Origin of the sequence: Pseudomonas sp. F3-2 (genome assembly GCF_038804275.1) — a bacterium.
Lineage (GTDB): Bacteria > Pseudomonadota > Gammaproteobacteria > Pseudomonadales > Pseudomonadaceae > Aquipseudomonas.
In genome coordinates this window covers 916,589-940,800 of the sequence record NZ_CP152388.1, presented here as the reverse complement: position 1 = coordinate 940,800, position 24,212 = coordinate 916,589, and the positions used below count along the sequence as shown (strand labels likewise).

The window sequence follows — 24,212 nt, the reverse complement described above, 5'->3', positions numbered from 1 at the left end:
AAGCAAGGTCAAACTGCGGGCCTTGCCGCTGGCAGGGCGATGCGAGACACCTGCGCATCCTGCCGCGCACTCGATTATTGCGATCACCCACAGTTTACCCGGGGACCCCGACATGGAATTGGTTGTTAAAAGCGTCAGTGCAGAAACCTTGAAGACCGCCACGCTGGTGGTTGCCGTCGGTGAAGGCCGCACGCTGAGCGACATCGCGAAGACCGTCGACGCGCTGAGCGGCGGCGCAATCAGTGCCGTTCTCAAGCGCGGCGATCTGTCCGGCAAAGTGGGCCAGAGCCTGCTGCTGCACAGCCTGCCCAACCTCAAGTCCGATCGGGTTCTGCTGGTGGGTTCCGGCAAAGAGCCTGAGCTGAGCGATCGCCAGTTCCGCAAGATCATCAGCGGCGCGCTGAACACGCTCAAGAGCCTGGGCGGCACCGACGCAGCATTCGCGCTCGATCACCTGGCCGTGAAAAACCGTGACATCTATGGCAAGAACCGCCTGCTGGTGGAAACCCTGGCCGATGGCGAATACGTGTTCGATCGGTTCAAGAGCCAGAAGGCCGACCCTCGCGCCCTGAAGAAAGTCACCCTGCTGACGGCCAAGGCCAACGTCGCTGAAGTCGAGCGCGCTGCTAAGCATGCTCAAGCCATCGCCGCCGGCATGGCATTCACCCGCGACCTGGGCAACATGCCGCCGAACCTGTGCCACCCGACCTACCTGGGCGAGGAAGCCAAGGCACTGGGCAAGGCGTACAAGGGCCTGAAAGTCGACGTGCTCGACGAGAAGAAAATCGCCGATCTGGGCATGGGCTCGTTCCTGGCCGTCGCTCAAGGCAGCGCCCAGCCACCTCGCCTGATCGTGATGAACTATGCCGGCGGCAAGAAGGCCGACAAGCCGTTCGTGCTCGTTGGCAAGGGCATCACCTTCGACACCGGCGGCATCAGCATCAAGCCTGCGGCGAACATGGACGAAATGAAATTCGACATGTGCGGCGCTGCCAGCGTGTTCGGCACGCTGCGCGCCGTGCTGGAACTGCAATTGCCGATCAATCTGGTGTGCATCGTGGCCGCGGCCGAGAACATGCCGAGCGGCACGGCTACCCGTCCGGGTGACATCGTCAAGACCATGAGCGGTCAAACCGTCGAGATCCTCAACACCGACGCCGAAGGCCGTCTGGTGCTGTGCGACGCCCTCACCTACGCCGAACGCTTCAAACCGCAAGCCGTCATCGACATCGCTACGCTGACCGGCGCCTGCGTGGTTGCGCTGGGTGGTCACACCTCCGGCCTGCTGGGCAACAGCGACGCGTTGATCAATCAGGTGCTGGAAGCCGGCAAGCGTGCCGATGACCGTGCCTGGCAACTGCCGCTGTTCGATGAATATCAGGAGCAACTGGACAGCCCGTTTGCCGACATCGCCAACATTGGTGGCCCGAAAGGCGGCACCATCACGGCCGCCTGCTTCCTGTCGCGCTTCGCCAAGGCCTACGAGTGGGCGCATCTGGACATCGCCGGCACCGCATGGCTGAGCGGCGGCAAGGACAAGGGCGCCACTGGCCGTCCGGTTCCTCTGCTGACCCAATACCTGCTGGACCGCGCTGGCGTATAAGCGCCCTGAAACGTGTCGGCCCGCCGGGTCGGCACGTTTTTGCGCTCTGGAACCTTCATGACCCAAGTCGACTTTTACATCCTGCCCAGCGCCGATCCACTCGCGCGCCTGGATTTCGCCTGCAAGCTCACCGATAAAGCCTGGCGGCTTGGCCACCGGGTCTATTTGCACTGCAGCGACGCGCAACAGCGCGAAGACCTCGATGCCCGGCTCTGGCGCTTCAAGGGCGAAACCTTCGTGCCCCACGGCGTGATCGAGGAAGATCAGGACGCTCCGGTGGCGCTTGGTGTCGGCGATGACCCGGGTCAACATCAGGATCTGTTGGTCAATCTGGACCTGCGCATCCCCGAGTTTTTCAAACGTTTTGCCCGTGTGGCCGAGATCGTCGTCGAGGATCCGGCCATCCGCCTGGCGGCACGAGAGAGTTTCCGCTTCTACCGTGAACAGGGCTATCCTCTGCAAGATCACCGACTGCAGCGTCTTTGAGCACACGATGGACAATTCAAAAAACCTGAAAGATTCCGCGCACCTGCTCGATGACCTCGAGTCGATCCGGCAGTTGCTTGGCGATGATTCCCTGCAACCTCCCCTGCTCACCGACAGCGTTTCCGGCGAAGGCCAGATCCCGTTGCTGTTCGACGTGGTCAGCGGCCAGGTCGTCGCCGCTGAAGAAGCGGACGTCAATGACATCCCGACACTGAGCGCGGAACCGGTCATTGCCCTGGAACCGCCGACGCCTGAACAGGCCGAGCCAGTCGCCAGCAAACCCAATCCGGACGACCTGCTGCACCTCGACAACGAACTGCGTGCCGCTGCGCAACTGATCATGCAAGACGTCATCGACGACTTCGCCCCGCACATCGAGAACGAAATCAAGCGCCGTCTGGATGCGCGGATGGAGCGGCTCCTTTCGCAATACAACACCTGATCTGACAACTCGGTGCCGCTTCCGGGCGGGATCGAAAGCAGGGATGTGCGCCGCTCATAAGGTCGCGGTTTAGCGCTTGTAGCTTGCCGCTGCCTTGAAAAGCTATACTTCCCGGCTTTTCCGACTGAAAGCAGATCAGGTTCCCGCCGCGCATGGACAAGACCTACCAGCCGCACGCTATCGAAACTTCCTGGTATCAAACCTGGGAGTCCGAGAATTATTTCGCCCCGCAAGGCGCGGGCGACTCGTACACCATCATGATTCCGCCGCCGAATGTCACCGGCAGCCTGCACATGGGCCACGGTTTCAACAACGCGATCATGGACGCCCTGATCCGCTTCCGCCGAATGCAGGGCCGCAATACCCTGTGGCAGCCAGGGACCGACCACGCCGGTATCGCCACGCAAATGCTGGTCGAGCGCCAGCTCGAAGCGCAGGGGCAGAGCCGTCACGATCTGGGTCGCGAGAAATTTCTCGAAAAAGTCTGGGAGTGGAAGGATCAGTCCGGCGGCAACATCAGCCGTCAGATCCGTCGCCTGGGCTCGTCGGTCGACTGGAGCCGCGAGCGCTTCACAATGGACGACGGCCTGTCCGAGGCCGTGAAAGAAGCCTTCGTACGCCTGCATGAAGACGGCCTGATCTATCGCGGCAAGCGTCTGGTCAACTGGGACACCAAACTGCACACGGCCATTTCCGACCTCGAAGTGGAAAACCACGACGAGAGAGGCAGCCTGTGGAACCTGCGTTATCCACTGGCAGACGGCGCAAAGACGGCCGAAGGTCTGGATTACCTGATCGTGGCCACCACGCGTCCGGAAACCATGCTCGGCGATGCCGCTGTTGCGGTGAACCCGAACGATGAACGCTACAAGGCGCTGATCGGCAAATTCGTCGAACTGCCGCTGGTGGGCCGTCGCATTCCGATCATCGCTGACGACTACTGCGACCCTGAATTCGGCACTGGCTGCGTGAAGATCACCCCGGCGCACGACTTCAACGACTACGAAGTGGGCAAGCGCCACAACCTGCCGCTGCTGAACATCTTCGACAAGAACGCCAACGTGCTGGCCGCCGCTCAGGTGTTCAACCTGGACGGCACGCTGAACGACGCCATCGACGGCAGCCTGCCGGCGCAGTACGCAGGGCTCGACCGCTTCGAGGCGCGCAAGCAGATCGTGGCTGCCTTCGACGCCGCCGGCTTGCTGGTCAGCGTCGACGACCACGCGCTGAAAGTGCCGAAAGGCGATCGCTCCGGCACCATCATCGAGCCGTGGCTGACTGACCAGTGGTACGTGTCCACCAAGCCACTGGCCGAGCCCGCGATTGCCGCCGTGGAAGACGGTCGCATTGCCTTCGTGCCGAAACAGTACGAAAACATGTACTTCTCCTGGATGCGCGACATTCAGGACTGGTGCATCAGCCGTCAGCTGTGGTGGGGCCATCGCATTCCGGCCTGGTACGACGAATCGGGCAAAGTTTACGTCGGTCGCGACGAAGCCGAAGTACGCGCCAAGCACAATCTCGGCCCTGACGTGGCGCTGCAGCAGGACAACGACGTACTCGACACCTGGTTCAGTTCCGGCCTGTGGACTTTCTCCACGCTGGGCTGGCCTGAGCAGACCGAATTCCTGAAAACCTTCCACCCGACCGATGTGCTGGTGACCGGCTTCGACATCATTTTCTTCTGGGTCGCCCGGATGATCATGCTCACCATGCACCTGGTGAAGAACGAGGACGGCACGCCGCAGATCCCGTTCAAGACCGTTTACGTCCACGGCCTGGTGCGCGACGGGCAAGGCCAGAAGATGTCCAAGTCCAAGGGCAACGTCCTTGACCCGCTGGACATCGTCGACGGCATCGAGCTTGAAGCACTGGTGCAGAAACGCACCAGCGGCATGATGCAGCCGCAACTGGCGAAGAAGATCGAGAAGCAGACCCGTCAGGAGTTCGCCGAGGGTATCGCCAGTTACGGCACCGACGCGCTGCGCTTCACCTTCTGCTCGCTGGCCTCCACCGGTCGCGACATCAAGTTCGACATGGGCCGCGTCGAAGGCTATCGCAACTTCTGCAACAAGATCTGGAACGCCGCGCGCTACGTGCTGGACAAGGGCGAAGACTGCGGTCAGAACGGCGAAGCATTCGAGCTCTCCCTGCCGGATCGCTGGATCATTTCGCAGCTGCAGCGCACCGAGGCCGAAGTGACCCGCCAGCTGGATCAATTCCGTTTCGACCTCGCGGCGCAGGCGCTGTACGAGTTCATCTGGAACCAGTACTGCGACTGGTACCTGGAGCTGTCCAAGCCGGTTCTGTGGGACGAAACCGCGCCGGTCGAACGTCAGCGCGGCACCCGCCGCACGCTGGTTCGCGTACTGGAAGTGGCGCTGCGTCTGGCGCATCCGTTCATGCCGTTCATCACCGAAGAAATCTGGCAGCGCCTTGCGCCGCTGGCCGGTGCACAGGGCAAGACCATCATGCTGCAACCGTGGCCGGTGGCGAACGAGTCGCGCATCGATGCCGCTGCCGAAGGCGACATCGAGTGGCTCAAGGGCCTGATGCTGGGCGTGCGCAACATTCGTGGCGAGATGAACATCGGGCCGGGCAAACCGCTGCAGCTGTTCCTCAAGAACGTCAGCGCCGAAGATCAGCGCCGCCTCAACGAGAACGAGCACTTGCTGAAAAAGCTGGCCAAGCTCGAGTCGTTCACCGTGCTGGCGGCGGGTGCCGAAGCGCCGCTGTCGGCTACCGCGCTGGTGGGCGAGATGGAAGTGCTGGTGCCGATGGCCGGCCTGATCGACAAGGGCGCCGAGCTGGCGCGTCTGGACAAGGAAATCCAGCGCCTGCAAGGCGAAGTCCAGCGCGTGGGCGGCAAGCTGTCAAACGCGGCGTTCGTCGACAAGGCGCCACCTGAAGTCATTGCCAAGGAACGCGCCAAGCTGACCGAAGCTGAGCAGGCGCTGAGCAAACTGGCCGAGCAGCACGCACGGATTGCCAGTTTGTAATCGACCGATCAGCCAGCCCGATCACCGGGCTGGCTGAGAATCCTGTAGGAGCGCGCTTGCCCGCGATGAGGCCAGCGATGACAGCGCTGTTCTTCTGAAGAACGGCGATGTCCGATCCGACGTCATCGCGGGCAAGCGCGCTCCTACAGGGTGCGGTGCCTGTCATCAGAACTGACTGCCCATGAATACCCCACGCCATCCCAAACCGCCGCGCAGGACGCCAAAACCCGCGACTGCAGCCAAGCCCGCCGCCCCTCGCGAGAAGGCCAGCCTTCACCCGCGCAATCGTCATCAGGGCCATTACGACTTTCCTCGGCTGATCAAGAGCAGTCCGGAACTGGGCAAGTTCGTGATCACCAATCCCTACGGCAAGGAGAGCATCGATTTCGCCAATCCGGCGGCGGTTCGGGTGTTCAATCGCGCCTTGCTCAAGGCTTTTTACGGCATCGCGCACTGGGATATCCCTGCCGATTATCTGTGCCCGCCGATCCCGGGCCGGGCCGATTACGTGCATTTCCTCGCCGACCTTCTGGCCGAGCGCAACGAGGGCGTGATACCGCGGGGCGCGGCGATCAAGGCGCTGGACGTGGGCACCGGCGCCAATTGCGTCTATCCGCTGATCGGGCACAGCGAGTACGGCTGGCATTTTCTGGGGTCGGACATCGACAAGATCGCCCTCGCCTCGGCCACCACCATCGTCAAGGCCAACCAGTTGGGCAAAGCGATCGGCGTGCGTGAGCAAAGCAATCGCAAATACATCCTCGCAGGGCTGCTCGAACGCGATGAACGCTTCGACATTACCCTGTGCAATCCGCCGTTCCACGCCTCGCAGGAGGAAGCACTGCGCGGCAGTCAGCGTAAATGGCGGGCGCTCGGTAAAGCTGATCCCAAGCGCAAACTCCCCGTGCTCAACTTTGGAGGTCAGGCAGCTGAGCTCTGGTGCGAAGGCGGCGAGGCACGATTCGTCGCGCAATTGATCGCCGAGAGCGCGCAGGTTTCAGGTCAGGTGCTGTGGTTCAGCACACTGGTGTCAAAGGCCTCGAACCTGCCGCTGATTCAGAGCACGCTGAAGAAAACCGGCGCGCTGGAAAGCCATGTGGTCGAGATGTCGCAGGGACAGAAGCAAAGCCGGTTCGTCGCCTGGACGTTCCACGACAAGGCGCGGCAGGCTGCCTGGCGGGCCGAGCGTTGGAGCGCCGGCAAGTGATCTGGATATCAGCCCGTTTTTAGCTGAATCCCGGGCACAAAAAAACCGTGTCCGGATCACTCCGTCACACGGTTTCCTCACACAAGTAGCGTTTTCGCTTACTTGTTGACCGAGTCGGTCAGCACTTTGGCTGGTACGAACTTGACCACTTTCTTGGCAGCGATTTCGATGGCTGCGCCAGTCGAAGGGTTGCGGCCGGTGCGAGCTGGACGCTCGGTGACTTTCAGTTTGCCGATGCCTGGCAGAGTAATTTCACTACCGTTTTCCAGTTGGTCAGCGACGATTTGGCCCAATTGGTCCAGAGCATTGCGCGCGGTGGTTTTTGGCGCGTCGATAGCTTCTGCGATATCGGCGATCAATTGGTCTTTAGTCAGAGCCATGGTGGTGTTCCTTCCCTATCAAATTCGAATGGTTTGCAGAGTGTGTACAGACGCGAAATGTAGATGCTGAAATCGGTCTTTGGTTCGGCAGAACCCCACAAACTGCGTGCTTGGCGCGCTTCAGTGCGCAAGACCGGGCAAAACTAGCACAGAGCCAAGCAAATATCCGCACCCTGCTGCCCATTTGGTCAGCTTTATCGCGGTTCAACCCCAAAAAAGTCATATTAATAGGCCCGGGGCCGTGTTTTCGGCCCGCACAGCGCGTTCCAAGGCCTGTCTGCGGTACACTTGCCGACTTTCGCACGGGCCTGGCTTCCACCCGTTCAGTTCCACTTCAGCAGCCGAGAAATCCATGCCGATCCGTCATGCCATCGTTCACCTGATCGACAAAAAACCCGACGGTACGCCCGCAGTCCTCCACGCTCGAGATTCCGAACTCGCGGAGTCCCAGGCCATCGAGAACATGCTGGCCGACCTCAACGAGAGCTACAACGCCAAACAGGGCAAGGCCTGGGGTTTCTTCCACGCCGAGTCCGGCGCGCACCCGTTCAGTGGCTGGTTGAAGGAGTATCTGGATGAGGGCAAGGATTTCACGGCATTCAGTCGCGTGGCAGTCGAGCACCTGCAGAAGCTGATGGAAGAGTCCAACCTGTCGGTGGGCGGCCACGTGTTGTTCGCGCACTATCAACAGGGCATGACCGAATACCTGGCCATCGCGTTGCTGCACCACAGCGAAGGCGTCGCCGTGAACGAAGCGCTGGATGTCACGCCGTCTCGGCATCTGGATCTGGGCCAGCTGCACCTGGCCGCGCGGATCAACATTTCCGAATGGCAGAACAACAAAGCGTCCAAACAGTACATCTCGTTCATCAAGGGTAAGAACGGCAAGAAAGTCTCGGAATACTTCCGCGACTTCATCGGCTGTCAGGAAGGTGTCGACGGCCCCGGCGAGACCCGCACCCTGCTCAAGGCCTTCAGTGACTTCGTCGAGAGCGAAGACCTGCCGGAAGAATCCACCCGCGAGAAAACCAAGGCGCTGGTCGATTACGCCAGCAGCCAGAGCAAAATGGGCGAGCCCATTGCGCTGGAAGAGTTGTCCGGGCTGATCGACGAAGATCGCCCGCGCGCGTTCTACGAACACATCCGCAACAAGGACTACGGCCTGTCGCCAGAGATCCCCGCCGACAAGCGCACCCTGAACCAGTTTCGGCGCTTCACCGGTCGCGCCGAAGGCTTGTCGATCAGCTTCGAAGCGCACCTGCTGGGGGATAAGATCGAATACGACGAAGAGAAAGGCACGCTGATCATTAAAGGCCTGCCGACTCAACTCACCGATCAGTTGAAGAGGCGCTGAAGAAGATGTTCGTGCGCACGCTCAAGAAGTTCGTGCTGATCCTGCTGGTCGTTGTCGTTTACCAGAACTGGGGCAAGATCGAGAACTTCGTGCACCCCGCGTCTTCGGTCTCTGCGCAGGTGCAGGCAAACGCGAAGGTCACGCTGTATGCGACCGACTGGTGTGGCTACTGCAAACAGACCCGACGCTTCCTCGACAGCAAGGGTATTCCGTACACCGAGTTCGACATCGAAAAAGACGCTGCCGGGCGCAAAGCCTATGAGGCGTTGGGCGGCCGCGGCATTCCTCTGATCGACGTCAATGGCACGCTGATCAGAGGTTTTTCACCGGACGAGATTCTCGCGGCGCTCAAGTGACGGCCATACACTTTTGAGTGCCGCGCTCACGCGGCCTTGATCTGGAATCCATAACGCGGAAAGTGCACATGCACGTCCCCGGCGCGCTCGTCCTCACGACGCACGACGATTTCTTCGCGACCGTTGAAGACCAACTCGCCCTGCACAGGGTTCACGCCGTAGTCGACAGCAGAAACACTCACCTGCTGACCCACCTCAAAGCCGTTGGGGTCGATAAAGTCTTCCACCGGCAGCGGCTGCGGCGCAGCGCGGCGGGCGATCTCCAGTGCGTCGGCAGAGCTCAACTCACTGGCCGCGCCGTGACCAAACCCGATCACGCGCTGATACCAGGCCAGTATTTCCGGATAGTCGTCCACCAGCGGTGAGGTGACGGGCGTCTGTTTCAGGAACCACAGCGTATGAGCGACGGCGAAGTCGGCAATTGAAGGGGCGCCCAGCAGGAAGTCGCCGTTGCGCTCCAGTTGTAGCTGCAAACGGCCCATGAGTGTGGGCCACTGATGCTTGGCCAGTTCGAGCGGAATACGCGTCGCGGTGCCGCCCTCGAAGAATGATGCGCGATCCGCGGAGAACGCTTTGACAACCTCCGGCGGGGCCTTGGCGAATCGCACCGCCATCGACGCGGGTTGAAAGACCAGACTGACGGCGTGCAGAAACAGCACTGAGTCGGCCCAGGCTGCGAGGCTCGACGCTGTGAACTCCTGACCTTCCGGATAAAAGGCAGGCGACGACTTCTCCTGCTCCAGCCGACGCGCGATCAGCGCGGTGTCACAGTAGATATCAGCGCCGATCTGTAACACCGGCGTCTTGCGATAACCGCCGGTCAGCGCAGTGACGTCCGGCTTGGGCATGATGGGAGGGATGATGACCGAGCGCCACGACAAGCCTTTGAAGCCGAGCATCAGACGCGCTTTTTCGGAAAACAGTGACGCCGGGTAATGGTGCAGGATCAGTTCTGACATGCTTCGGTCCATCCGCAAAGGTGAACGACCAGCTTAGCTGGCGCAGCGGCGATGGCCTACCCGCTCAGGCTGATGGCGCAGCATCAGCCCTGTGTATATAGCTGGCGGCCAGCGCTTCCTTCGCCCGCTTGCGCAGCTTTTTGATCAGCCGTTCCTGACGCAACGCATCGCCCTTGTCGCGGCACGCCTCGACATACACCAGCGCTGTCGCAGGACTGGAACTGAAAAAGCGCGCGCCTTTCCCGCTTTGGTGCTTGATGAAGCGCTGTTGGGGATCAGTGCTGATGCCGCAGTACAACGAGCCGTTGGCCGCACGCACGAGATAAACGAACCACGGTTTAGTGACCGTGGCTTCAACGGCAGCGGTAATGGGGATCGCGACTTCGGTCATCGTCTGAACAAGCAGTGAGGACAGGAAAGCTGCGATTCTACCAGAGCGTCAGCGGCCAGCCTGAAAGGCCTTCAATCCCTTCTGCGCCTGTGCGCGAATGGCGTTCTGCACCAGCGGCGTCCATCCCAGCAAAGTGCCTTTGGCGCCCAAGGCCTGACGCGACCAGCGCCACAGATCGAAATGATCGTGGTGTTCGCAGATCTTGCCATCGCGAAACACGAAGCGTGCCTGAATGTCGTTGATCACCGTGCGACCGGTCTGGCTGAACAGGTAAGTCGCCACCCAATGCGCGCCACCCGTGCGCTCGTCGGCCCGCACAGTGTCGTAACGCAGCGAGAAGTTCTTGGCCCGCGACGTCAGCATTCGCCACATGTCGCTGGCATCCCGCCCGCGCAGCTCGCCGAACACCGGATCACTGAACACCACGTTATCGCTGTAACAGGCGGCCATGGCTTCGGCGTCCAGGCGATTGAACGCCTCGTAGAAGCGGCTGATCAGGGCTGCGTGTTGTTCACTCAGGCGGGTTTCGCTCATGCGGTTGAACATCCGTGGGAAATGAGCTCGCACGATAAGCGCCAGCGAGCCGTTTTGCCACGGACATTCGTGATGGAAATACCGCTTCTCAGATTTTTTCGCTGGTCACATTCACATAGAGCGAGCGTCCGGCGCCCATCCCGGCAACGATTGCCGTCACGCCAATCAGGCCGAAAATCCAGCCGACGGCGCTCCAGTTGCCGGTCCAGTCATGCACCACGCCCACTGCAAAAGGCCCCAGGGACGCCAAGGTGTAGCCGACGCCCTGAGCCATGCTGGAGAGGTTGGCCGCAACGTGGGAATCGCGAGAGCGCAGCACGATCAGCGTCAATGCCAGGCTGAAGGTGCCGCCCTGCCCCAGCCCGAGCACGACGGCCCAGAACCACAGCTGGTTGAGCGGCGCATACAGACAGCCGTAAAGGCCAGCCAGCGTGAGGAGCATGACCAGCAGGATTGCCAGCCGCTGGTCCTTGCCCCGCGTCGCCAGCCATGGCGTGGCCAATGAGCTGATGAGCTGGACCATGATCGAACCGGACAGCAACAAACCGGCCTCGGTCGCGGTCAGGCCGCGTCCGATTAGAATCGAGGGCAACCAGCCGAATACAATGTAGGCCAACGACGACTGCAGGCCCATGTACAGCGTGACCTGTCGGGCCAGACGGTCGCGGAAAAGCCCTCTGACCCGGTAGGCCGCCTGATGCTGACCGTGACGCTGGCGGGTCTGTGGCAGCCAGAACACAGCCGCGATAATCGCCGGAACGATCCAGAATCCCAGCCCTGATTTCCAGCTGTCGCCGACGCCATCCCCGAACGCGTGGCTCAACGGCACAGTGGCCCCGGCCGCCACGGCGGCACCCAGACACAATGCCATCGTATACACGCCGGTCATCGTGCCGGCCTGGCTGGCGAAATCGCGCTTGACGATGCCGGGCAGCAGCACACCGATAATGCCGATACTGGCGCCCGCCATGATGCTGCCGGCGAACAGGCCTGCTTCGCCGAACGAGCTGCGCAAGAGGATGCCGCACGCCAGCGTCAGCAAGATTCCCAGCACCACCCGCTCGCTGCCGAAACGGCGGGCAAGGATCGGCGCAAGGGGCGCGAACAGTCCCAGACACAGAACCGGCAGCGTGGTCAGCAGCCCCGCCTTGGCAGCAGACAAGCCCAGACTTTCCGACACCTCGCTGAGCAGTGGCGCCATGCTCGACAGCGCAGGGCGCAGATTCAGCGCGACCAGCACCAGTCCGAGCAGCAAAAGCCAGGGTCGCTTCACCAGCGGTTTTTCGTGCTGAACCTGATCGTCATCCGCTTCCGCATCGATCAGCAGCTCAACGGTTTCATGATGTTTTCGGGAAAGGGATAGCGTGTCGCTCGCCGCAGGCGCCTTGGTCGTCATGGGATTCTCGTGGGGGCAGGATTGTGTAACAGCGCATAGCGCAAAGACGTAATCCTGTTGGAGATCGCTAAAGAACACAAGTTTGACGAGAATTGGGTACAGAATCTGAGGCTGCGAGCCATCTGTCCCTAACGCCCCTGCGATCTACGGCGTAACACCTTACGCCTTCCCGGCTAAAGCCGGTCCTACGGAAAGCTGCGGCATCTGTAGGACCGGCTTTAGCCGGGAAGAGACGGTGCCTCGCGTCCCCCTTAAACAAAAAACCCGGGCATCAGGCCCGGGTTCTCTGATATTGCCGTTTCGACTCAGTGCAGGATCTGGCTGAGTCTGATTCTGCGCGATCCTGCTATCTGCCTGCACCTCTGTCGACTCCAGCTCGGAACAACCAAATTATTTCCTGTAAGAGCCGGATGGAAAACCAGGCATACACGGCTGCAGTCCCTATGAATACCATCTCCCCGTCCATCCCTAGCTTCGCCCACCAAATGCATGCCCCCGCGCAGCACGCAAACACCAGAAACAGCAGTAGGTAGGAAATCCATTGTGAAACCAAGTTTCGCCGTGGGTGTATGATCAATAGAGCCGCACCACTATAAAGTGGAAGCGCAGAAAGCGTAGAGACAGCTGTGACAATCAGTAATAACGTTACCGAAGGGCCGTCATCCGTGAAAATTGGTCGTGACACGTGCCAAAACATGCTGAACGCTGGCACTAATGAAATAACGTTGAGTAAAAAAATTGATGTTAGAAATCTACGTTCATTTAGCGGCCGCGCTGCCATTTCAATACCAACCCTTTTCTGAACAAACTAGAGATCAAATCACCGTTGAATGGATATAGGGAGCTCGCCCTGGATGATAACTTGATAAGGTCTTCCTCGTGCACTCCCCAAATATTTCCCTCCTGCCGTCGCCGCCTCCCCAAGCTTGGAGCGATGGATACTTGCGTTAAAATCGTAAGTATCATGATAAGCACGAGCGACGCCGTTGAATGTAAGGCTCCCATCACGGTTCTTATGGACCACGCCTTCGATACGAAGTGAAATATGGCCTAGCCAAATTCCGGTAATCCAAGAGTCTTGCATAGTGTCGTAGGGAATTTTCTGAAGATGCACTACGGAACTGCCTATCATCGCCGAGTCAAAGGCACTCTCCAGCGCAGGAATTTTCGCTGCGGACAGGTTGAGTCCGAGACGATCCAAACGCGTCACCACATCAGCTCCATTGCCATCTAGATAATGTGACCATGCAGAAAAAGGAGTTAGCACTCCGCCTGAAAGCTCGCGGGCGTCTGATATTTTCTTTCCACGTCCCCATCGGCCTATCGCGGCGCTTATCGCCTCTCTTGATAGGGCGTGAGGATTGACGCACATATATTTATCAGCAACAGGAACCTTCCACAGATCCATTGCCAGCTCAGCAGTTGGCATATATTTCCAACCATTCCTGACCTGTCGATTCACCTCTTCCATATGCTTTATAAACACTTCCCTCCAATAACCGGCTGCGATCATTTGTAGGCGTCGGGGATGCTGCGCTGCGAGTGCCATCGCCGGACTTGGCATAGGCGGGCTCAAACCTAAGCTAGCGCATGAGAATACCGGCTCGACCGCCCTTATATGGATCGGAGGTAAAGAAATGACGTTACTCATATTTATATTACACCTTTTAAATATCGATGACTCCCTCAATCCGGAAGCAATGAAATATAATCATCTAGGTGCAAGATCAATAAATAAGTAAACTCGCAAGAAAGTGTAGGATAGTTCCTTTTATTAACAACATGAGCGAAAACTGAGTCACGCCACCGGAGGGCTTCAGGTAAAAGATGCATTTCCTAAATCAAAAACCCGGGCATCAGGCCCGGGTTTTTTTGGTGCTGCGGCTGTCGACTCAGTGCAGGATCTGGCTGAGGAACAGTTTGGTGCGGTCGCTTTGCGGGTTGTCGAAGAAGTCGTTCGGTGCGGCCTGTTCGACGATTTCGCCCTTGTCCATGAAGATCACGCGGTTGGCGACGGTACGGGCAAAGCCCATCTCGTGCGTCACGCAGAGCATGGTCATGCCTTCTTCGGCCAGACCCACCATGGTGTCGAGCACTTCTTTTACCATCTCTGGGTCGAGCGCCGAGGTCGGCTCGTCGAACAGCATGATTTTCGGCTTCATGCACAGTGCGCGCGCGATGGCGACACGCTGTTGCTGACCACCGGAAAGCTGACCCGGAAATTTGTGTGCCTGCTCCGGAATGCGCACGCGCTCCAGGTAATGCATCGCGATTTCTTCAGCCTTGCGCTTGGGCATCTTGCGCACCCACATCGGCGCCAGCGTGCAGTTCTGCAGGATGGTCAGATGCGGGAACAGGTTGAAGTGCTGGAACACCATGCCGACTTCGCGGCGGATGGTCTCGATCTGCTTCAGGTCAGACGTCAGCTCGGTGCCGTCGACGATGATGCGGCCTTGCTGGTGCTCTTCCAGACGGTTGAGGCAGCGAATGGTGGTCGACTTGCCCGAACCCGACGGGCCGCACAGGACGATACGCTCGCCCTGACGCACGTTCAGGTTGATGTCTTTCAACACGTGGAACTGGCCGTACCACTTGTGTACGCCTTCCATCCGGATCATGCCTTCGGCGCCCAGAGGCTTACTGATAACTTCACTCATCACAAAACTCCTAACGCTTGTGGCCTGTGTCCAACTTACGCTCCAGATGAATGGAGTAGCGGGACATGCCGAAACAGAAGATCCAGAACACCAGGGCTGCAAACACGTAGCCCTCGGTCGCCATGCCGAGCCAGTTGGGGTCGGCGGCTGCTTGTTTGACGCTGTTGAGCAGGTCGAACAGGCCGATGATGATCACAAGGCTGGTGTCCTTGAACAACGCAATCACGGTGTTGACCAGACCAGGAATGACCAGCTTCAGGGCTTGCGGCAGAATCACCAGGCCCATGCGGCGCCAGTAACCCAGGCCCATCGCGGCGGCGGCTTCGTACTGCCCTTTCGGGATCGCCTGCATGCCGCCGCGCACCACTTCGGCCACATAGGCCGACTGGAACATGATCACGCCGATCAGGGCGCGCAACAGTTTGTCGAAGTTCATGCCTTCAGGCAGGAACAGCGGCAACATCACTGAGGACATGAACAGCACGGTGATCAGCGGAACGCCGCGCCAGAACTCGATGAAGGTCACGCAGATCACGCGGATCGCCGGCATGTCGGAGCGACGCCCCAGCGCCAGGATCACACCGAGAGGCAAGGCCCCTGCGATACCCACGGTGGCGATGACCAGAGTCAGCATCAACCCGCCCCACTGACTGGTGGCGACTTCGGTCATGCCGAAAATTCCGCCATGCAGCAGGAAGAAAGCCACGATCGGGTAGATCACCAGGAAAGAAAGGCCGTAGATCGCTTTGCGCGGCATCATCTTAATGAACAGTGGCGCGGCGCCGATGATCGCCAGCCAGACCGTCAGATCCACCCGCCAGCGCAGCTCTTGCGGGTAGTAGCCGTACATGAACTGACCGATGCGCTGCTCGATGAACACCCAGCAGGCGCCAGCCTTGGTGCAGTCGGCGCGCGTGGTGCCGACCCAGTTGGCGTCGAAAATGGTCCAGCTCAACAGCGGCGGAACGATCAGCCAGATCAGATAGATCGCGAACAGGGTCAACAGGGTGTTGATCCAGTTCGAGAACAGGTTCTGGCGAATCCATGCCATCGGGCCGAACACTTTACTCGGCGGCGGCATGTCGGGTTTGAAAGTATGGGATGTCATGCGCGTTTCCTCACCGCTCGATCAGCGCAATGCGCTTGTTGTACCAGTTCATCAGCAGAGAAATGCTGATACTGATCGCCAGGTATACGCTCATGGTGATAGCGATGACTTCGATGGCCTGACCGGTCTGGTTCAACACGGTACCGGCGAACAGCGAAACCATTTCCGGGTAACCGATACCGGCCGCCAGCGAGGAGTTCTTCGCCAGGTTGAGGTATTGGCTGGTCAGCGGCGGGATGATCACTCGCATGGCCTGCGGAATGATGACCTTGCGCAGCGTCGGGCCGGGACGCAGACCCAGCGAGCGCGCGGCTTCGGTCTGGCCGTGGCTGACCGACTTGATACCCGAACGCACGATTTCGGCAATGAATGCCGCCGTATAGACCGTCAGGGCCAGGGTCAGCGCCAGCAGTTCGGGGATCAACACCCAGCCGCCGACGAAGTTGAAGCCCTTGAGTTCCGGCAGTTCCCAATGCACGGGCGCACCGAAGATCAATGCACACAGCGCCGGGATCACGATGAACAGGGCAAGGCCCGCCCAGAACTTGTGAAAAGGCTCGCCGGTGGCTTCGAAGCGCTTGTTCGCCCATTTGGTCATGATGACGATCGCGACGATGGCCAGCACGATGCTGATCATGAACGGCCAGGTGGCGTCATTGGTGATCGCCGCAGGCATGTTCAGACCACGGCTGCTGACGAAGAACGAGCCCAGGAAACCATGCGCCGCCCGTGGGCCTGGCAGGGTCAGGAACACGGCGAAGTACCAGAACAGGATCTGCAGCAGCGGCGGAATGTTACGGAACACTTCGACGTAGACAGTTGCCAGCTTGTTGACGATCCAGTTGTTGGACAAACGCGCCACGCCGACGATAAAGCCGAGCAGCGTCGCGAGGATCACGCCGATGAAAGTCACCAGCAGCGTGTTGAGCAAACCGATAAGGAAAACCCGCGCGTAGCTGTCCGATTCCTTGAAAGGAATCAGGTGCTGCGCGATGCCGAAGCCGGCACTGTTTTCAAGGAAACCAAAACCTGAGGTGATGCCCCGGTGTTGCAGGTTGGTTTGGGTGTTATCGAACAGATACCAACCCATCGCGACTACAGCGATAACCGTGATTATCTGAAATAGCCACGCACGCACTTTGGGATCGCTGAGGGATAGCCTCTGCTTTGGTGCGCTGATTTGATTTTGCATGGAGTGCCCCGGATGAAATGCAACGAAGTACCCGGCTGCGGTTCACGCAGCCGGGCACAGGTCAATCAACGCACTGGTGGCGCGTATTGAATACCGCCGGCGTTCCACAAAGCGTTTTGACCGCGTTCGATTTCCAGAGCAGTGGATTTGCCCAGGTTCTTCTCGAAGATTTCGCCGTAGTTACCGACTTGAGCAACGATCTTGACGACCCAGTCCTTCGGCAGTTTCAGCTGAGGACCGTATTCACCGTCAGCACCCAGCAGACGAGCGACGTCTGGGTTCTTGGTGGCCTTGGCTTCGGCTTCCACGTTCTTGGAAGTGATGCCGGCTTCTTCAGTGTTCAGCAGGGCGTAACCGACCCAGCGAACGATAGAAGTCCACTCGTCGTCACCACGGGCCACGACGGGTGCCAGAGGCTCCTTGGAAATGGTTTCAGGCAGAACGACGTAGTCTTTCGGCGAAGCCAGCTTGGAGCGCTGTGCGTACAGCTGCGACTTGTCGGAGGTCAGCACGTCGCAACGGCCGGATTCCAGCGACTTGGCGCTTTCGTCGGAGGTGTCGAATGTGATCGGGGTGTATTTCAGGTTGTTCGCGCGGAAGTAGTCCGACACGTTCAGCTCGGTGGTGGTACCGGCCTGAATACAGATTGTCGCGCCGTCCAGTTCCTTGGCGCTCTTCACGCCCAGCTTGCTGTTGGCCAGGAAGCCAACGCCGTCGTAGTAAGTCACGAAGCCCGGGAATTCCAGACCCATGCTCGCGTCGCGGGAGCTGGTCCAGGTGGTGTTGCGCGACAGGATGTCGATTTCGCCGGACTGCAGCGCGGTGAAACGCTCTTTGGCGTTCAGCTGGCTGAATTTGACTTTCTTGGCGTCGCCAAAGACAGCAGCCGCGACTGCACGGCAGAAGTCCGCGTCGATACCCTGGATGGTGCCGCTTTTGTCAGGGACCGAGAAACCTGGCAGACCGTCACTGACGCCGCACTGGATGAAGCCTTTCTTCTGGATGGCGTCCAGTTTGGCGCCCGCCTGAGCGAAACCGGTCATACCAAGTGCTGCCGCGGCGGCCACTACAGCCAGGGTGGATTTCAACATCTTCATTCAAACCTCCAGTTTGCTCTTTGTTGTGTAGGAGCTTTTAGCCCCGTCGCACCCTTGTGAGGCATTAATGACCCGTGCTGGCTTGTTTTTGGGTCATGCGACGTAAGACCCGATTCCGGTCATGCAGGGCTGCCTGCCCAGTGCAGACTTCGGAATCGATCGGGTCAAACGGACTGAAGCCCCATGATGTCCTTGAACCACGAGGTTCAAAGCGGATCGTGCCTGGAATCCCGCTCGATGGACTCCTTGTTGCCTGCGACGTAACGATAGACTGACTCTGAAAAGCCGCATCAGTGTTACCGCAGAGGTGAGCGCCTTCACTCCGGAGGTTTTGTAGCAAAGCCCGTACCACCATGCTGGCAAAGTCGAATTAGCGACAGGTCAAGCGCAAAACTTGTAACCTTGCGACATCTTCTTTCATATCCGCCAATGCTCGCGCACTGCCTTAAAGCATCGCGCCAGAGCCGCCGCACACAAATGGAGCACACATGAGCGAACCGTTGATCATCGAGCCTGAACAGCCCGCCGATTCCTGCGTTATCTGGCTGCACGGCCTGGGCGCAGATCGCTTTGACTTCCTGCCGGTCGCCGAAGCGTTGCAGGAATCGCTGAAGACCACGCGGTTCGTGCTGCCGCAGGCGCCGACCCGCGCAGTGACGGTCAACGGCGGCTACGAGATGCCCAGCTGGTACGACATCAAGGCCATGAGTCCGGCCCGCGCGATCGACCGCGAACAGCTGGAAGGCTCGGCTCAGCGCATTCTCAGCCTGATCGAGGCACAACGTGATGGCGGCATCGACCCTGCGCGCATCTTCCTCGCGGGTTTTTCGCAGGGCGGCGCGGTGGTGCTTCACACCGCTTTCCTGCGCTGGCAAGGCCCGCTGGGCGGGGTGCTGGCACTGTCGACCTACGCGCCGACCTTCAGCGATGAAATGAGCCTGTCCGCCAGCCAGCAACGTATTCCGGTGTATTGCTTGCATGGCAACCATGACGAAGTCGTCCACAACCCGATGGGCAGAACCGCTTTCGAGCAGCTAAAAGCCCACGGCGTCACCGCGACATGGCAGGAATACCCAATGGGGCACGAAGTGTTACCGCAGGAAATTTCCGACATAGGTGTCTGGCTCGGGGATCGGCTGCGCTAAAACAGACGCCTGATCCTTCCAATTGTCTTGCGGATTTGGTATGGCACTACGCCGCGCCGGGTTCTTGCTTTACACTGCCCGGCGTACATTCCTTAATCAATCGATGAGATGACCGTGCTCAAAGCACTTAAAAAGATGTTCGGTAAAAGCGAGGCTGAGCAGCTCGCACCAGCACCCCTCCCCGCTTCCAGAACCCCGACCGAAACGACGCACCGGGAAACCGCCACGCCTGTCGTGTCCGAAGCTGAGCCTGAAGCCGCCGGCAAGCCTGCGCACACGCGGCCGAAAACGGAGCGGCCACGTCGCGAACGAGCGCCCAAGCCTGTCGTCCCGGCCTGGAATCTCGAAGACTTCAAAGTCGAGCCACAAGAAGGCAAGACTCGTTTCCACGACTTCCCGCTCGCGCCGGAACTGATGCACGCCATCCATGACCTGGGTTTCCCTTATTGCACGCCGATTCAAGCAGGCGTCCTGGGTTTTACGCTCAAGGGCAAGGATGCGATCGGCCGCGCTCAGACCGGTACCGGCAAGACCGCCGCGTTTCTGATTTCGATCATCACCCAGCTGACCCAGACGCCGCCTCCCAAGGAGCGTTACATGGGTGAGCCACGTGCGCTGATCATCGCGCCGACTCGCGAACTGGTGGTGCAGATCGCCAAGGACGCAGCGGCCCTGACCAAATACACCAATCTGAACGTGATGACGTTTGTCGGCGGCATGGACTTCGACAAGCAACTCAAACAGCTCGAAGCCCGTCATTGCGACATTCTGGTGGCGACACCGGGCCGTCTGCTGGACTTCAACCAGCGTGGTGAAGTGCACCTGGACATGGTCGAAGTCATGGTGCTCGACGAAGCGGATCGCATGCTGGACATGGGATTCATTCCGCAGGTCCGTCAGATCATTCGCCAGACGCCGCACAAGGGCGAGCGTCAGACCTTGCTGTTCTCGGCCACCTTCACGGAAGACGTGATGAACCTGGCGAAGCAGTGGACCACCGATCCTGCCATCGTCGAGATCGAGGCTGAAAACGTTGCCAGCGATAACGTCGAACAGCATATCTATGCCGTTGCTGCAGCTGACAAGTACAAGTTGCTGTTCAACCTGATCAACGATAATGGCTGGGAACGCGTGATGGTGTTCGCCAACCGCAAGGACGAAGTCCGCCGCATCGAAGAGCGACTGGTGCGTGATGGCGTCAACGCCGCGCAGCTGTCAGGCGATGTGCCTCAGCACAAGCGGATCAAGACGCTGGAAGGTTTCCGTGAAGGCAAGATTCGCGTGCTGGTGGCTACTGATGTCGCTGGACGCGGGATTCATATCGACGGCATCAGCCACGTGATCAACTTCACCTTGCCTGAAGTGCCGGACGACTACGTCCACCGCATCGGTCGTACAGGCCGCGCGGGCGCCGACGGCGTGTCGATCAGCTTCGCCGGGGAAGACGATTCGTACCAGCTGCCTTCGATCGAGGAAAAACTGGGCCGCAAGATCAGCTGCGAAATGCCACCGACCGAATTGTTGCGGGCGGTAGTGCGCAAACAACGCGCGCAGCCTGCTGCGGAATAAGCGGTACAAAAAATCTGTGGGAGCGAGCTTGCTCGCGAATGTTCAGGCCAGTCCCCAGAAGGGTGACAGATCCGACGTATTCGCGAGCAAGCTCGCTTCCACGTTGTTTTGTAGCCGCCTCAAGGGCGTCGGCTTCATTTCCAGCGATCCGCCGCCTGGTGATCGCTGTCACGCCCTTCCACCCAGCGTGGGCCTTGCGAGGTGCTTTCCTTCTTCCAGAACGGCGCGCGGGTTTTCAGGTAATCCATGACGAAGTCGCAGGCTTCGAATGCGGCCTGACGATGAGCACTCGCGACGCCGACGAAGACGATCGGCTCACCGGGCGCCAGCTCGCCGATGCGATGCAGCACCTCGATCCTGAGCAGCGGCCAGCGCTGCCGGGCTTCATCGACGATCTTGGCCAGCGCTTTTTCGGTCATGCCGGGGTAGTGCTCGAGAAACATTCCGGCCACTTCTCGCCCGTCGTTGAAATCACGGACGTAGCCGACGAAGCTCACCACGGCGCCCACGCCGACATTGGCATCGTGCATCGCATTGACTTCAGCGCCTGGATCGAACGGCGCGGCCTGCACGCGGACGGTCATGCTCAGCCTCCCGTGACAGTCGGGAAGAACGCCACTTCGTCACCCTGCTCGACGGGTTCGGTCAGCGAGCAGAGTTCCTGATTGCGCGCGCACATGATGTTCTGTTCAGCCAGCACGTCCCACACCCCGCCCCGGGCGAGCAGGTGCTCACGAATCGCGCCGACATTGGCAAAGCTGCCTTCCAGTTGCTCGCTTTCGGTCCCCAGCGTCTCGCGAAAACGCGCGAAGAATTGAACCTGAACGTGAATGGTCATTGCGCCTCCGCCTTTTCATCGGCCACGAAGTGCCCGCTCTTGCCGCCAAGTTTTTCCAGTAGCCGCACCTGCTCGATGACCATGCCACGATCGACCGCCTTGCACATGTCGTAGATCGTCAAAGCGGCGACGCTGGCAGCGGTCAGGGCTTCCATTTCCACGCCGGTCTGCCCGGAAAGCTTGCAGCGCGCCACGATGTGGACCGCGTCCTGGCCTTCAGCGTTGAGCTCGACCTTGACGCTGGTCAGCATCAGCGGGTGGCACAACGGGATGAGGTCGCTGGTTTTCTTCGCAGCCTGGATACCGGCAATGCGTGCAACGGCGAACACATCACCTTTCGGGTGACCGCCTGAGACGATCATTTGCAGGGTTTCGGGCAGCATGCGCACACGCGCTTCGGCCACCGCCTCACGGGACGTCACGGTTTTTTCAGTGACGTCGACCATATTGGCGCGACCTTGGGAATCGAGATGGGTAAGCACGGGATGACTCCTGGACAGGAGTCGCGATTGTAAACCCTGCGACGCGGAAACTGTAGGAGCGTGGCTTGTCCCGCGATCGCGGAGGACCATTGCCGACATTGGCGACTGATTCACCGCGATCGCGGGCAAGCGCGCTCCTACAGGGGTTATGTGACGTGACTATACGACATCACTACAAATGGCTCTCCGCGTATTCAGCCAGGATCGAGCGCGGCACGCCTTGCAGGGTGATGTGCACGCCGTTGGGGAAGTCCTTGAAACGCTCCGTCAGGTAAGTCAGGCCAGAACTGGTGGCCGACAGGTAAGGGGTGTCGATCTGCGCAAGGTTGCCCAGGCAGACCACTTTAGAGCCTGCGCCGGCACGGGTGATGATCGTCTTCATCTGGTGCGGCGTCAGGTTCTGGCATTCGTCGATCAGAATCAGGCTTTGCTGGAAACTGCGGCCTCGAATGTAGTTAAGGGATTTGAACTGCAGCGGTACTTTGCTGAGGATGTAATCGACGCTGCCATGGGTGTTTTCATCATCCATGTGCAACGCTTCCAGGTTGTCGGTGATGGCGCCGAGCCAAGGCTCCATTTTTTCCGCCTCGGTGCCCGGCAGGAAGCCGATCTCCTGGTCCAGCCCCTGCACGCTGCGGGTTGCGATGATACGGCGATAACGCTTGCTGACCATGGTCTGCTCGATGGCCGCAGCCAGCGCCAGAATGGTTTTGCCCGAACCTGCGGCACCGGACAGATTGACCAGATGGATATCGGGGTCGAGCAACGCGAACAACGCCAGACCCTGGTAGATATCGCGAGGTTTCAGCCCCCAGGCTTCCTGATGCAGCAGCGGTTCCTGATGCATGTCCAGCAGCAGGATTTCATCGGCCTTGACGCCTTTTACCCAACCGACGAAACCTTGTTCATCGATGATGAACTCGTTGATGTGAACCGCCGGAATCTGCTCGGTCATCTGCACTTTGTGCCAGGTGCGACCATGATCCTGGCGGGTGTCCACCTTGCTGACGCGGTCCCAGAAGGACCCGGTCATGGTGTGATAACCGCGAGACAGCATCGACACATCATCAACCAACTGGTCGGTGCTGTAGTCCTCTGCCTCGATGCCGCAGGCGCGCGCCTTCAGGCGCATGTTGATGTCTTTGGTGACCAGCACGATACGCACGTCCTTTTTACGCGCATGCAGGTCGATCAACTGGTTGATGATGATGTTGTCGTTGAGGTTGTCGGGCAGCAGGCTGTTGGGCTCTTGCCGCTTGGTCATGAGAATGGACAGGTAACCCTTGAAAACACCTGTACCGCGATCGATCGGTACGCCTTGCTCGACCTCCTCCGGGGTCGCTTCGCCGAGCGTCTTGTCTATCAACCGGATCGCCTGCCGACATTCGGCGGCGACCGAGTGCTTGCCCGCCTTGAGCTTGTCCAGTTCTTCCAAGACCGTCATGGGGAGTGCAACGTGGTGTTCTTCGAAATTCAGAAGCGCGTTTGGATCGTGAATCAATACATTGGTATCGAGCACATAGAGGATTGGCTGGTTAGAGGAAGGGGTGCGTCCGTGGTCATCCATACTCGCTCACCTTTGTAGTAGCCAGGTAACGCAGCACACAGCGATGCTGCGCTGAAAAGGCCGCCGAGGCTCTCCCCTTAGGGCAGGGGAGAATTGCGCAAAGTGGGGTCTGGGTGACGCCACCTGTGTTGCAGGGTTCGGCGGTCTGTTGTCGTAATACCGCAAAACCGATGACATAAAAAAGCGTTTTGATGGCTTTTCCAAGTTTATTTCACGGCGTGACGAATAGCCCTTGGCGGATGGGTCACACGCGTTTACAGTCGGAAGTCCGGTCGGGAAGAAATCCTCGGAAAATTCCCACCGGCCTCCTCATCAGAACCTCTACTCGCCTTGATCCACGGGCTCTGCAGCCTGATCCGCCGAATCCGCGGGTTGTTCGTCCGTGGGCGCATCATCCGGGTCGGTGGACTCCTCTTGCGACGCATCGTCTTCGTCCGTCAGTTGCTGCGG

General features: G+C 59.5%; 23 protein-coding genes. 9 read left to right on the top strand and 14 right to left on the bottom strand.

The genetic code is table 11. The annotated features are described in order from the left end of the window. The first annotated feature begins 112 nt into the window (after positions 1-112). The 5 genes from AAGQ88_RS04300 (at position 113) to rlmF (ending at position 6,737) form a co-directional block, all read left to right on the top strand. Positions 113-1,603, top strand: coding sequence for a leucyl aminopeptidase (locus AAGQ88_RS04300; protein ID WP_285423045.1), 1,491 nt, complete (start codon positions 113-115; stop codon positions 1,601-1,603). A 57-nt stretch (positions 1,604-1,660) separates the two neighbouring features. Continuing rightward, positions 1,661-2,089, top strand: coding sequence for a DNA polymerase III subunit chi (locus AAGQ88_RS04295; RefSeq protein ID WP_285423044.1), 429 nt, complete (start codon positions 1,661-1,663; stop codon positions 2,087-2,089). A gap of 7 nt (positions 2,090-2,096) precedes the next feature. Next, positions 2,097-2,531: a DNA polymerase III subunit chi gene (locus tag AAGQ88_RS04290; protein WP_342654529.1), complete on the top strand. Its 435-nt coding sequence runs from the start codon at positions 2,097-2,099 to the stop codon at positions 2,529-2,531. Between the two features lie 152 nt (positions 2,532-2,683). Further along, a complete protein-coding gene (locus AAGQ88_RS04285) occupies positions 2,684-5,530 on the top strand; it encodes a valine--tRNA ligase (RefSeq protein ID WP_342654528.1) in 2,847 nt (948 codons plus the stop codon). Positions 5,531-5,711: 181 nt separating this feature from the next. Then, positions 5,712-6,737 carry a 23S rRNA (adenine(1618)-N(6))-methyltransferase RlmF gene (rlmF, locus tag AAGQ88_RS04280; protein ID WP_342654527.1) on the top strand — a complete coding sequence of 342 codons (1,026 nt, stop codon included), beginning with the start codon at positions 5,712-5,714 and terminating at the stop codon, positions 6,735-6,737. A gap of 98 nt (positions 6,738-6,835) precedes the next feature. On the opposite strand, the gene AAGQ88_RS04275 is transcribed toward rlmF, so the two are convergent. Then, positions 6,836-7,117: an HU family DNA-binding protein gene (locus tag AAGQ88_RS04275; RefSeq protein ID WP_037014905.1), complete on the bottom strand. Its 282-nt coding sequence runs from the start codon at positions 7,115-7,117 to the stop codon at positions 6,836-6,838. 352 nt (positions 7,118-7,469) lie between these two features. Here AAGQ88_RS04275 and yejK point away from each other — a divergent pair, with 352 nt between their 5' ends. Together yejK and AAGQ88_RS04265 are read left to right on the top strand one after the other, a co-directional pair. Beyond that, entirely contained in the window at positions 7,470-8,471 is a 1,002-nt protein-coding gene (yejK, locus tag AAGQ88_RS04270; RefSeq protein ID WP_285423040.1) for a nucleoid-associated protein YejK, read from the top strand. 5 nt (positions 8,472-8,476) lie between these two features. Continuing rightward, positions 8,477-8,827: a glutaredoxin family protein gene (locus AAGQ88_RS04265; protein WP_342654526.1), complete on the top strand. Its 351-nt coding sequence runs from the start codon at positions 8,477-8,479 to the stop codon at positions 8,825-8,827. 26 nt (positions 8,828-8,853) lie between these two features. On the opposite strand, the gene AAGQ88_RS04260 is transcribed toward AAGQ88_RS04265, so the two are convergent. The 9 genes from AAGQ88_RS04260 to AAGQ88_RS04220 form a co-directional block, all read right to left on the bottom strand. Next, positions 8,854-9,786, bottom strand: coding sequence for a glutathione S-transferase family protein (locus AAGQ88_RS04260; protein ID WP_285423038.1), 933 nt, complete (start codon positions 9,784-9,786; stop codon positions 8,854-8,856). A 64-nt stretch (positions 9,787-9,850) separates the two neighbouring features. After that, on the bottom strand, positions 9,851-10,177 hold the full coding sequence (locus tag AAGQ88_RS04255; RefSeq protein WP_285423037.1) for a GIY-YIG nuclease family protein: 327 nt from the start codon (positions 10,175-10,177) through the stop codon (positions 9,851-9,853). Positions 10,178-10,225: 48 nt separating this feature from the next. Continuing rightward, positions 10,226-10,696, bottom strand: coding sequence for a nuclear transport factor 2 family protein (locus AAGQ88_RS04250; protein WP_342655736.1), 471 nt, complete (start codon positions 10,694-10,696; stop codon positions 10,226-10,228). A 103-nt stretch (positions 10,697-10,799) separates the two neighbouring features. Continuing rightward, positions 10,800-12,107 carry a CynX/NimT family MFS transporter gene (locus AAGQ88_RS04245; RefSeq protein WP_342654525.1) on the bottom strand — a complete coding sequence of 436 codons (1,308 nt, stop codon included), beginning with the start codon at positions 12,105-12,107 and terminating at the stop codon, positions 10,800-10,802. An 820-nt stretch (positions 12,108-12,927) separates the two neighbouring features. Further along, on the bottom strand, positions 12,928-13,758 hold the full coding sequence (locus tag AAGQ88_RS04240; protein WP_342654524.1) for a lipid II-degrading bacteriocin: 831 nt from the start codon (positions 13,756-13,758) through the stop codon (positions 12,928-12,930). Positions 13,759-13,999: 241 nt separating this feature from the next. After that, complete coding sequence (locus tag AAGQ88_RS04235) at positions 14,000-14,764, bottom strand: amino acid ABC transporter ATP-binding protein (RefSeq protein ID WP_093462069.1); 765 nt, start codon at positions 14,762-14,764, stop codon at positions 14,000-14,002. A gap of 10 nt (positions 14,765-14,774) precedes the next feature. Continuing rightward, positions 14,775-15,872, bottom strand: coding sequence for an amino acid ABC transporter permease (locus tag AAGQ88_RS04230; RefSeq protein WP_342654523.1), 1,098 nt, complete (start codon positions 15,870-15,872; stop codon positions 14,775-14,777). A 10-nt stretch (positions 15,873-15,882) separates the two neighbouring features. After that, on the bottom strand, positions 15,883-17,064 hold the full coding sequence (locus AAGQ88_RS04225; RefSeq protein ID WP_342654522.1) for an amino acid ABC transporter permease: 1,182 nt from the start codon (positions 17,062-17,064) through the stop codon (positions 15,883-15,885). Between the two features lie 65 nt (positions 17,065-17,129). Then, the gene (locus tag AAGQ88_RS04220; RefSeq protein WP_285426509.1) at positions 17,130-18,161 is read right to left on the bottom strand and encodes an amino acid ABC transporter substrate-binding protein; all 1,032 of its coding nucleotides are present in this window, start codon (positions 18,159-18,161) and stop codon (positions 17,130-17,132) included. 488 nt (positions 18,162-18,649) lie between these two features. Between AAGQ88_RS04220 and AAGQ88_RS04215 the strand changes: the two genes are divergently transcribed. Next, positions 18,650-19,306, top strand: a complete 657-nt coding sequence (locus AAGQ88_RS04215; RefSeq protein WP_342654521.1) for an alpha/beta hydrolase — start codon at positions 18,650-18,652, stop codon at positions 19,304-19,306. A 108-nt stretch (positions 19,307-19,414) separates the two neighbouring features. After that, positions 19,415-20,875 (top strand): ATP-dependent RNA helicase RhlB, encoded by a 1,461-nt coding sequence (gene rhlB, locus AAGQ88_RS04210; RefSeq protein WP_285426507.1) that lies wholly within the window; start codon positions 19,415-19,417, stop codon positions 20,873-20,875. 134 nt (positions 20,876-21,009) lie between these two features. On the opposite strand, the gene moaE is transcribed toward rhlB, so the two are convergent. The 4 genes from moaE to AAGQ88_RS04190 form a co-directional block, all read right to left on the bottom strand. Further along, positions 21,010-21,459 (bottom strand): molybdopterin synthase catalytic subunit MoaE, encoded by a 450-nt coding sequence (gene moaE / locus AAGQ88_RS04205; RefSeq protein WP_342654520.1) that lies wholly within the window; start codon positions 21,457-21,459, stop codon positions 21,010-21,012. Between the two features lie 2 nt (positions 21,460-21,461). Further along, positions 21,462-21,707 (bottom strand): MoaD/ThiS family protein, encoded by a 246-nt coding sequence (locus AAGQ88_RS04200; RefSeq protein WP_285426515.1) that lies wholly within the window; start codon positions 21,705-21,707, stop codon positions 21,462-21,464. Between the two features lie 2 nt (positions 21,708-21,709). After that, complete coding sequence (gene moaC, locus AAGQ88_RS04195; protein ID WP_342654519.1) at positions 21,710-22,195, bottom strand: cyclic pyranopterin monophosphate synthase MoaC; 486 nt, start codon at positions 22,193-22,195, stop codon at positions 21,710-21,712. A gap of 172 nt (positions 22,196-22,367) precedes the next feature. Then, positions 22,368-23,762 (bottom strand): PhoH family protein, encoded by a 1,395-nt coding sequence (locus AAGQ88_RS04190; RefSeq protein WP_093462094.1) that lies wholly within the window; start codon positions 23,760-23,762, stop codon positions 22,368-22,370. Positions 23,763-24,212 lie beyond the last annotated feature (450 nt).

Coding starts and splice junctions, on each gene's coding strand:
- AAGQ88_RS04255 (WP_285423037.1), bottom strand. CDS start 10,177: ATGACCGAAGTCGCGATCCCCATTACCGCTGCCGTTGAAGCCACGGTC.
- AAGQ88_RS04235 (WP_093462069.1), bottom strand. CDS start 14,764: ATGAGTGAAGTTATCAGTAAGCCTCTGGGCGCCGAAGGCATGATCCGG.
- AAGQ88_RS04240 (WP_342654524.1), bottom strand. CDS start 13,758: ATGAGTAACGTCATTTCTTTACCTCCGATCCATATAAGGGCGGTCGAG.
- AAGQ88_RS04285 (WP_342654528.1), top strand. CDS start 2,684: ATGGACAAGACCTACCAGCCGCACGCTATCGAAACTTCCTGGTATCAA.
- AAGQ88_RS04265 (WP_342654526.1), top strand. CDS start 8,477: ATGTTCGTGCGCACGCTCAAGAAGTTCGTGCTGATCCTGCTGGTCGTT.
- AAGQ88_RS04225 (WP_342654522.1), bottom strand. CDS start 17,064: ATGCAAAATCAAATCAGCGCACCAAAGCAGAGGCTATCCCTCAGCGAT.
- yejK (WP_285423040.1), top strand. CDS start 7,470: ATGCCGATCCGTCATGCCATCGTTCACCTGATCGACAAAAAACCCGAC.
- AAGQ88_RS04260 (WP_285423038.1), bottom strand. CDS start 9,786: ATGTCAGAACTGATCCTGCACCATTACCCGGCGTCACTGTTTTCCGAA.
- AAGQ88_RS04220 (WP_285426509.1), bottom strand. CDS start 18,161: ATGAAGATGTTGAAATCCACCCTGGCTGTAGTGGCCGCCGCGGCAGCA.
- AAGQ88_RS04190 (WP_093462094.1), bottom strand. CDS start 23,762: ATGGATGACCACGGACGCACCCCTTCCTCTAACCAGCCAATCCTCTAT.
- moaE (WP_342654520.1), bottom strand. CDS start 21,459: ATGACCGTCCGCGTGCAGGCCGCGCCGTTCGATCCAGGCGCTGAAGTC.
- AAGQ88_RS04230 (WP_342654523.1), bottom strand. CDS start 15,872: ATGACATCCCATACTTTCAAACCCGACATGCCGCCGCCGAGTAAAGTG.
- rlmF (WP_342654527.1), top strand. CDS start 5,712: ATGAATACCCCACGCCATCCCAAACCGCCGCGCAGGACGCCAAAACCC.
- rhlB (WP_285426507.1), top strand. CDS start 19,415: ATGACCGTGCTCAAAGCACTTAAAAAGATGTTCGGTAAAAGCGAGGCT.
- AAGQ88_RS04295 (WP_285423044.1), top strand. CDS start 1,661: ATGACCCAAGTCGACTTTTACATCCTGCCCAGCGCCGATCCACTCGCG.
- AAGQ88_RS04245 (WP_342654525.1), bottom strand. CDS start 12,107: ATGACGACCAAGGCGCCTGCGGCGAGCGACACGCTATCCCTTTCCCGA.
- AAGQ88_RS04215 (WP_342654521.1), top strand. CDS start 18,650: ATGAGCGAACCGTTGATCATCGAGCCTGAACAGCCCGCCGATTCCTGC.
- AAGQ88_RS04290 (WP_342654529.1), top strand. CDS start 2,097: ATGGACAATTCAAAAAACCTGAAAGATTCCGCGCACCTGCTCGATGAC.
- AAGQ88_RS04275 (WP_037014905.1), bottom strand. CDS start 7,117: ATGGCTCTGACTAAAGACCAATTGATCGCCGATATCGCAGAAGCTATC.
- AAGQ88_RS04300 (WP_285423045.1), top strand. CDS start 113: ATGGAATTGGTTGTTAAAAGCGTCAGTGCAGAAACCTTGAAGACCGCC.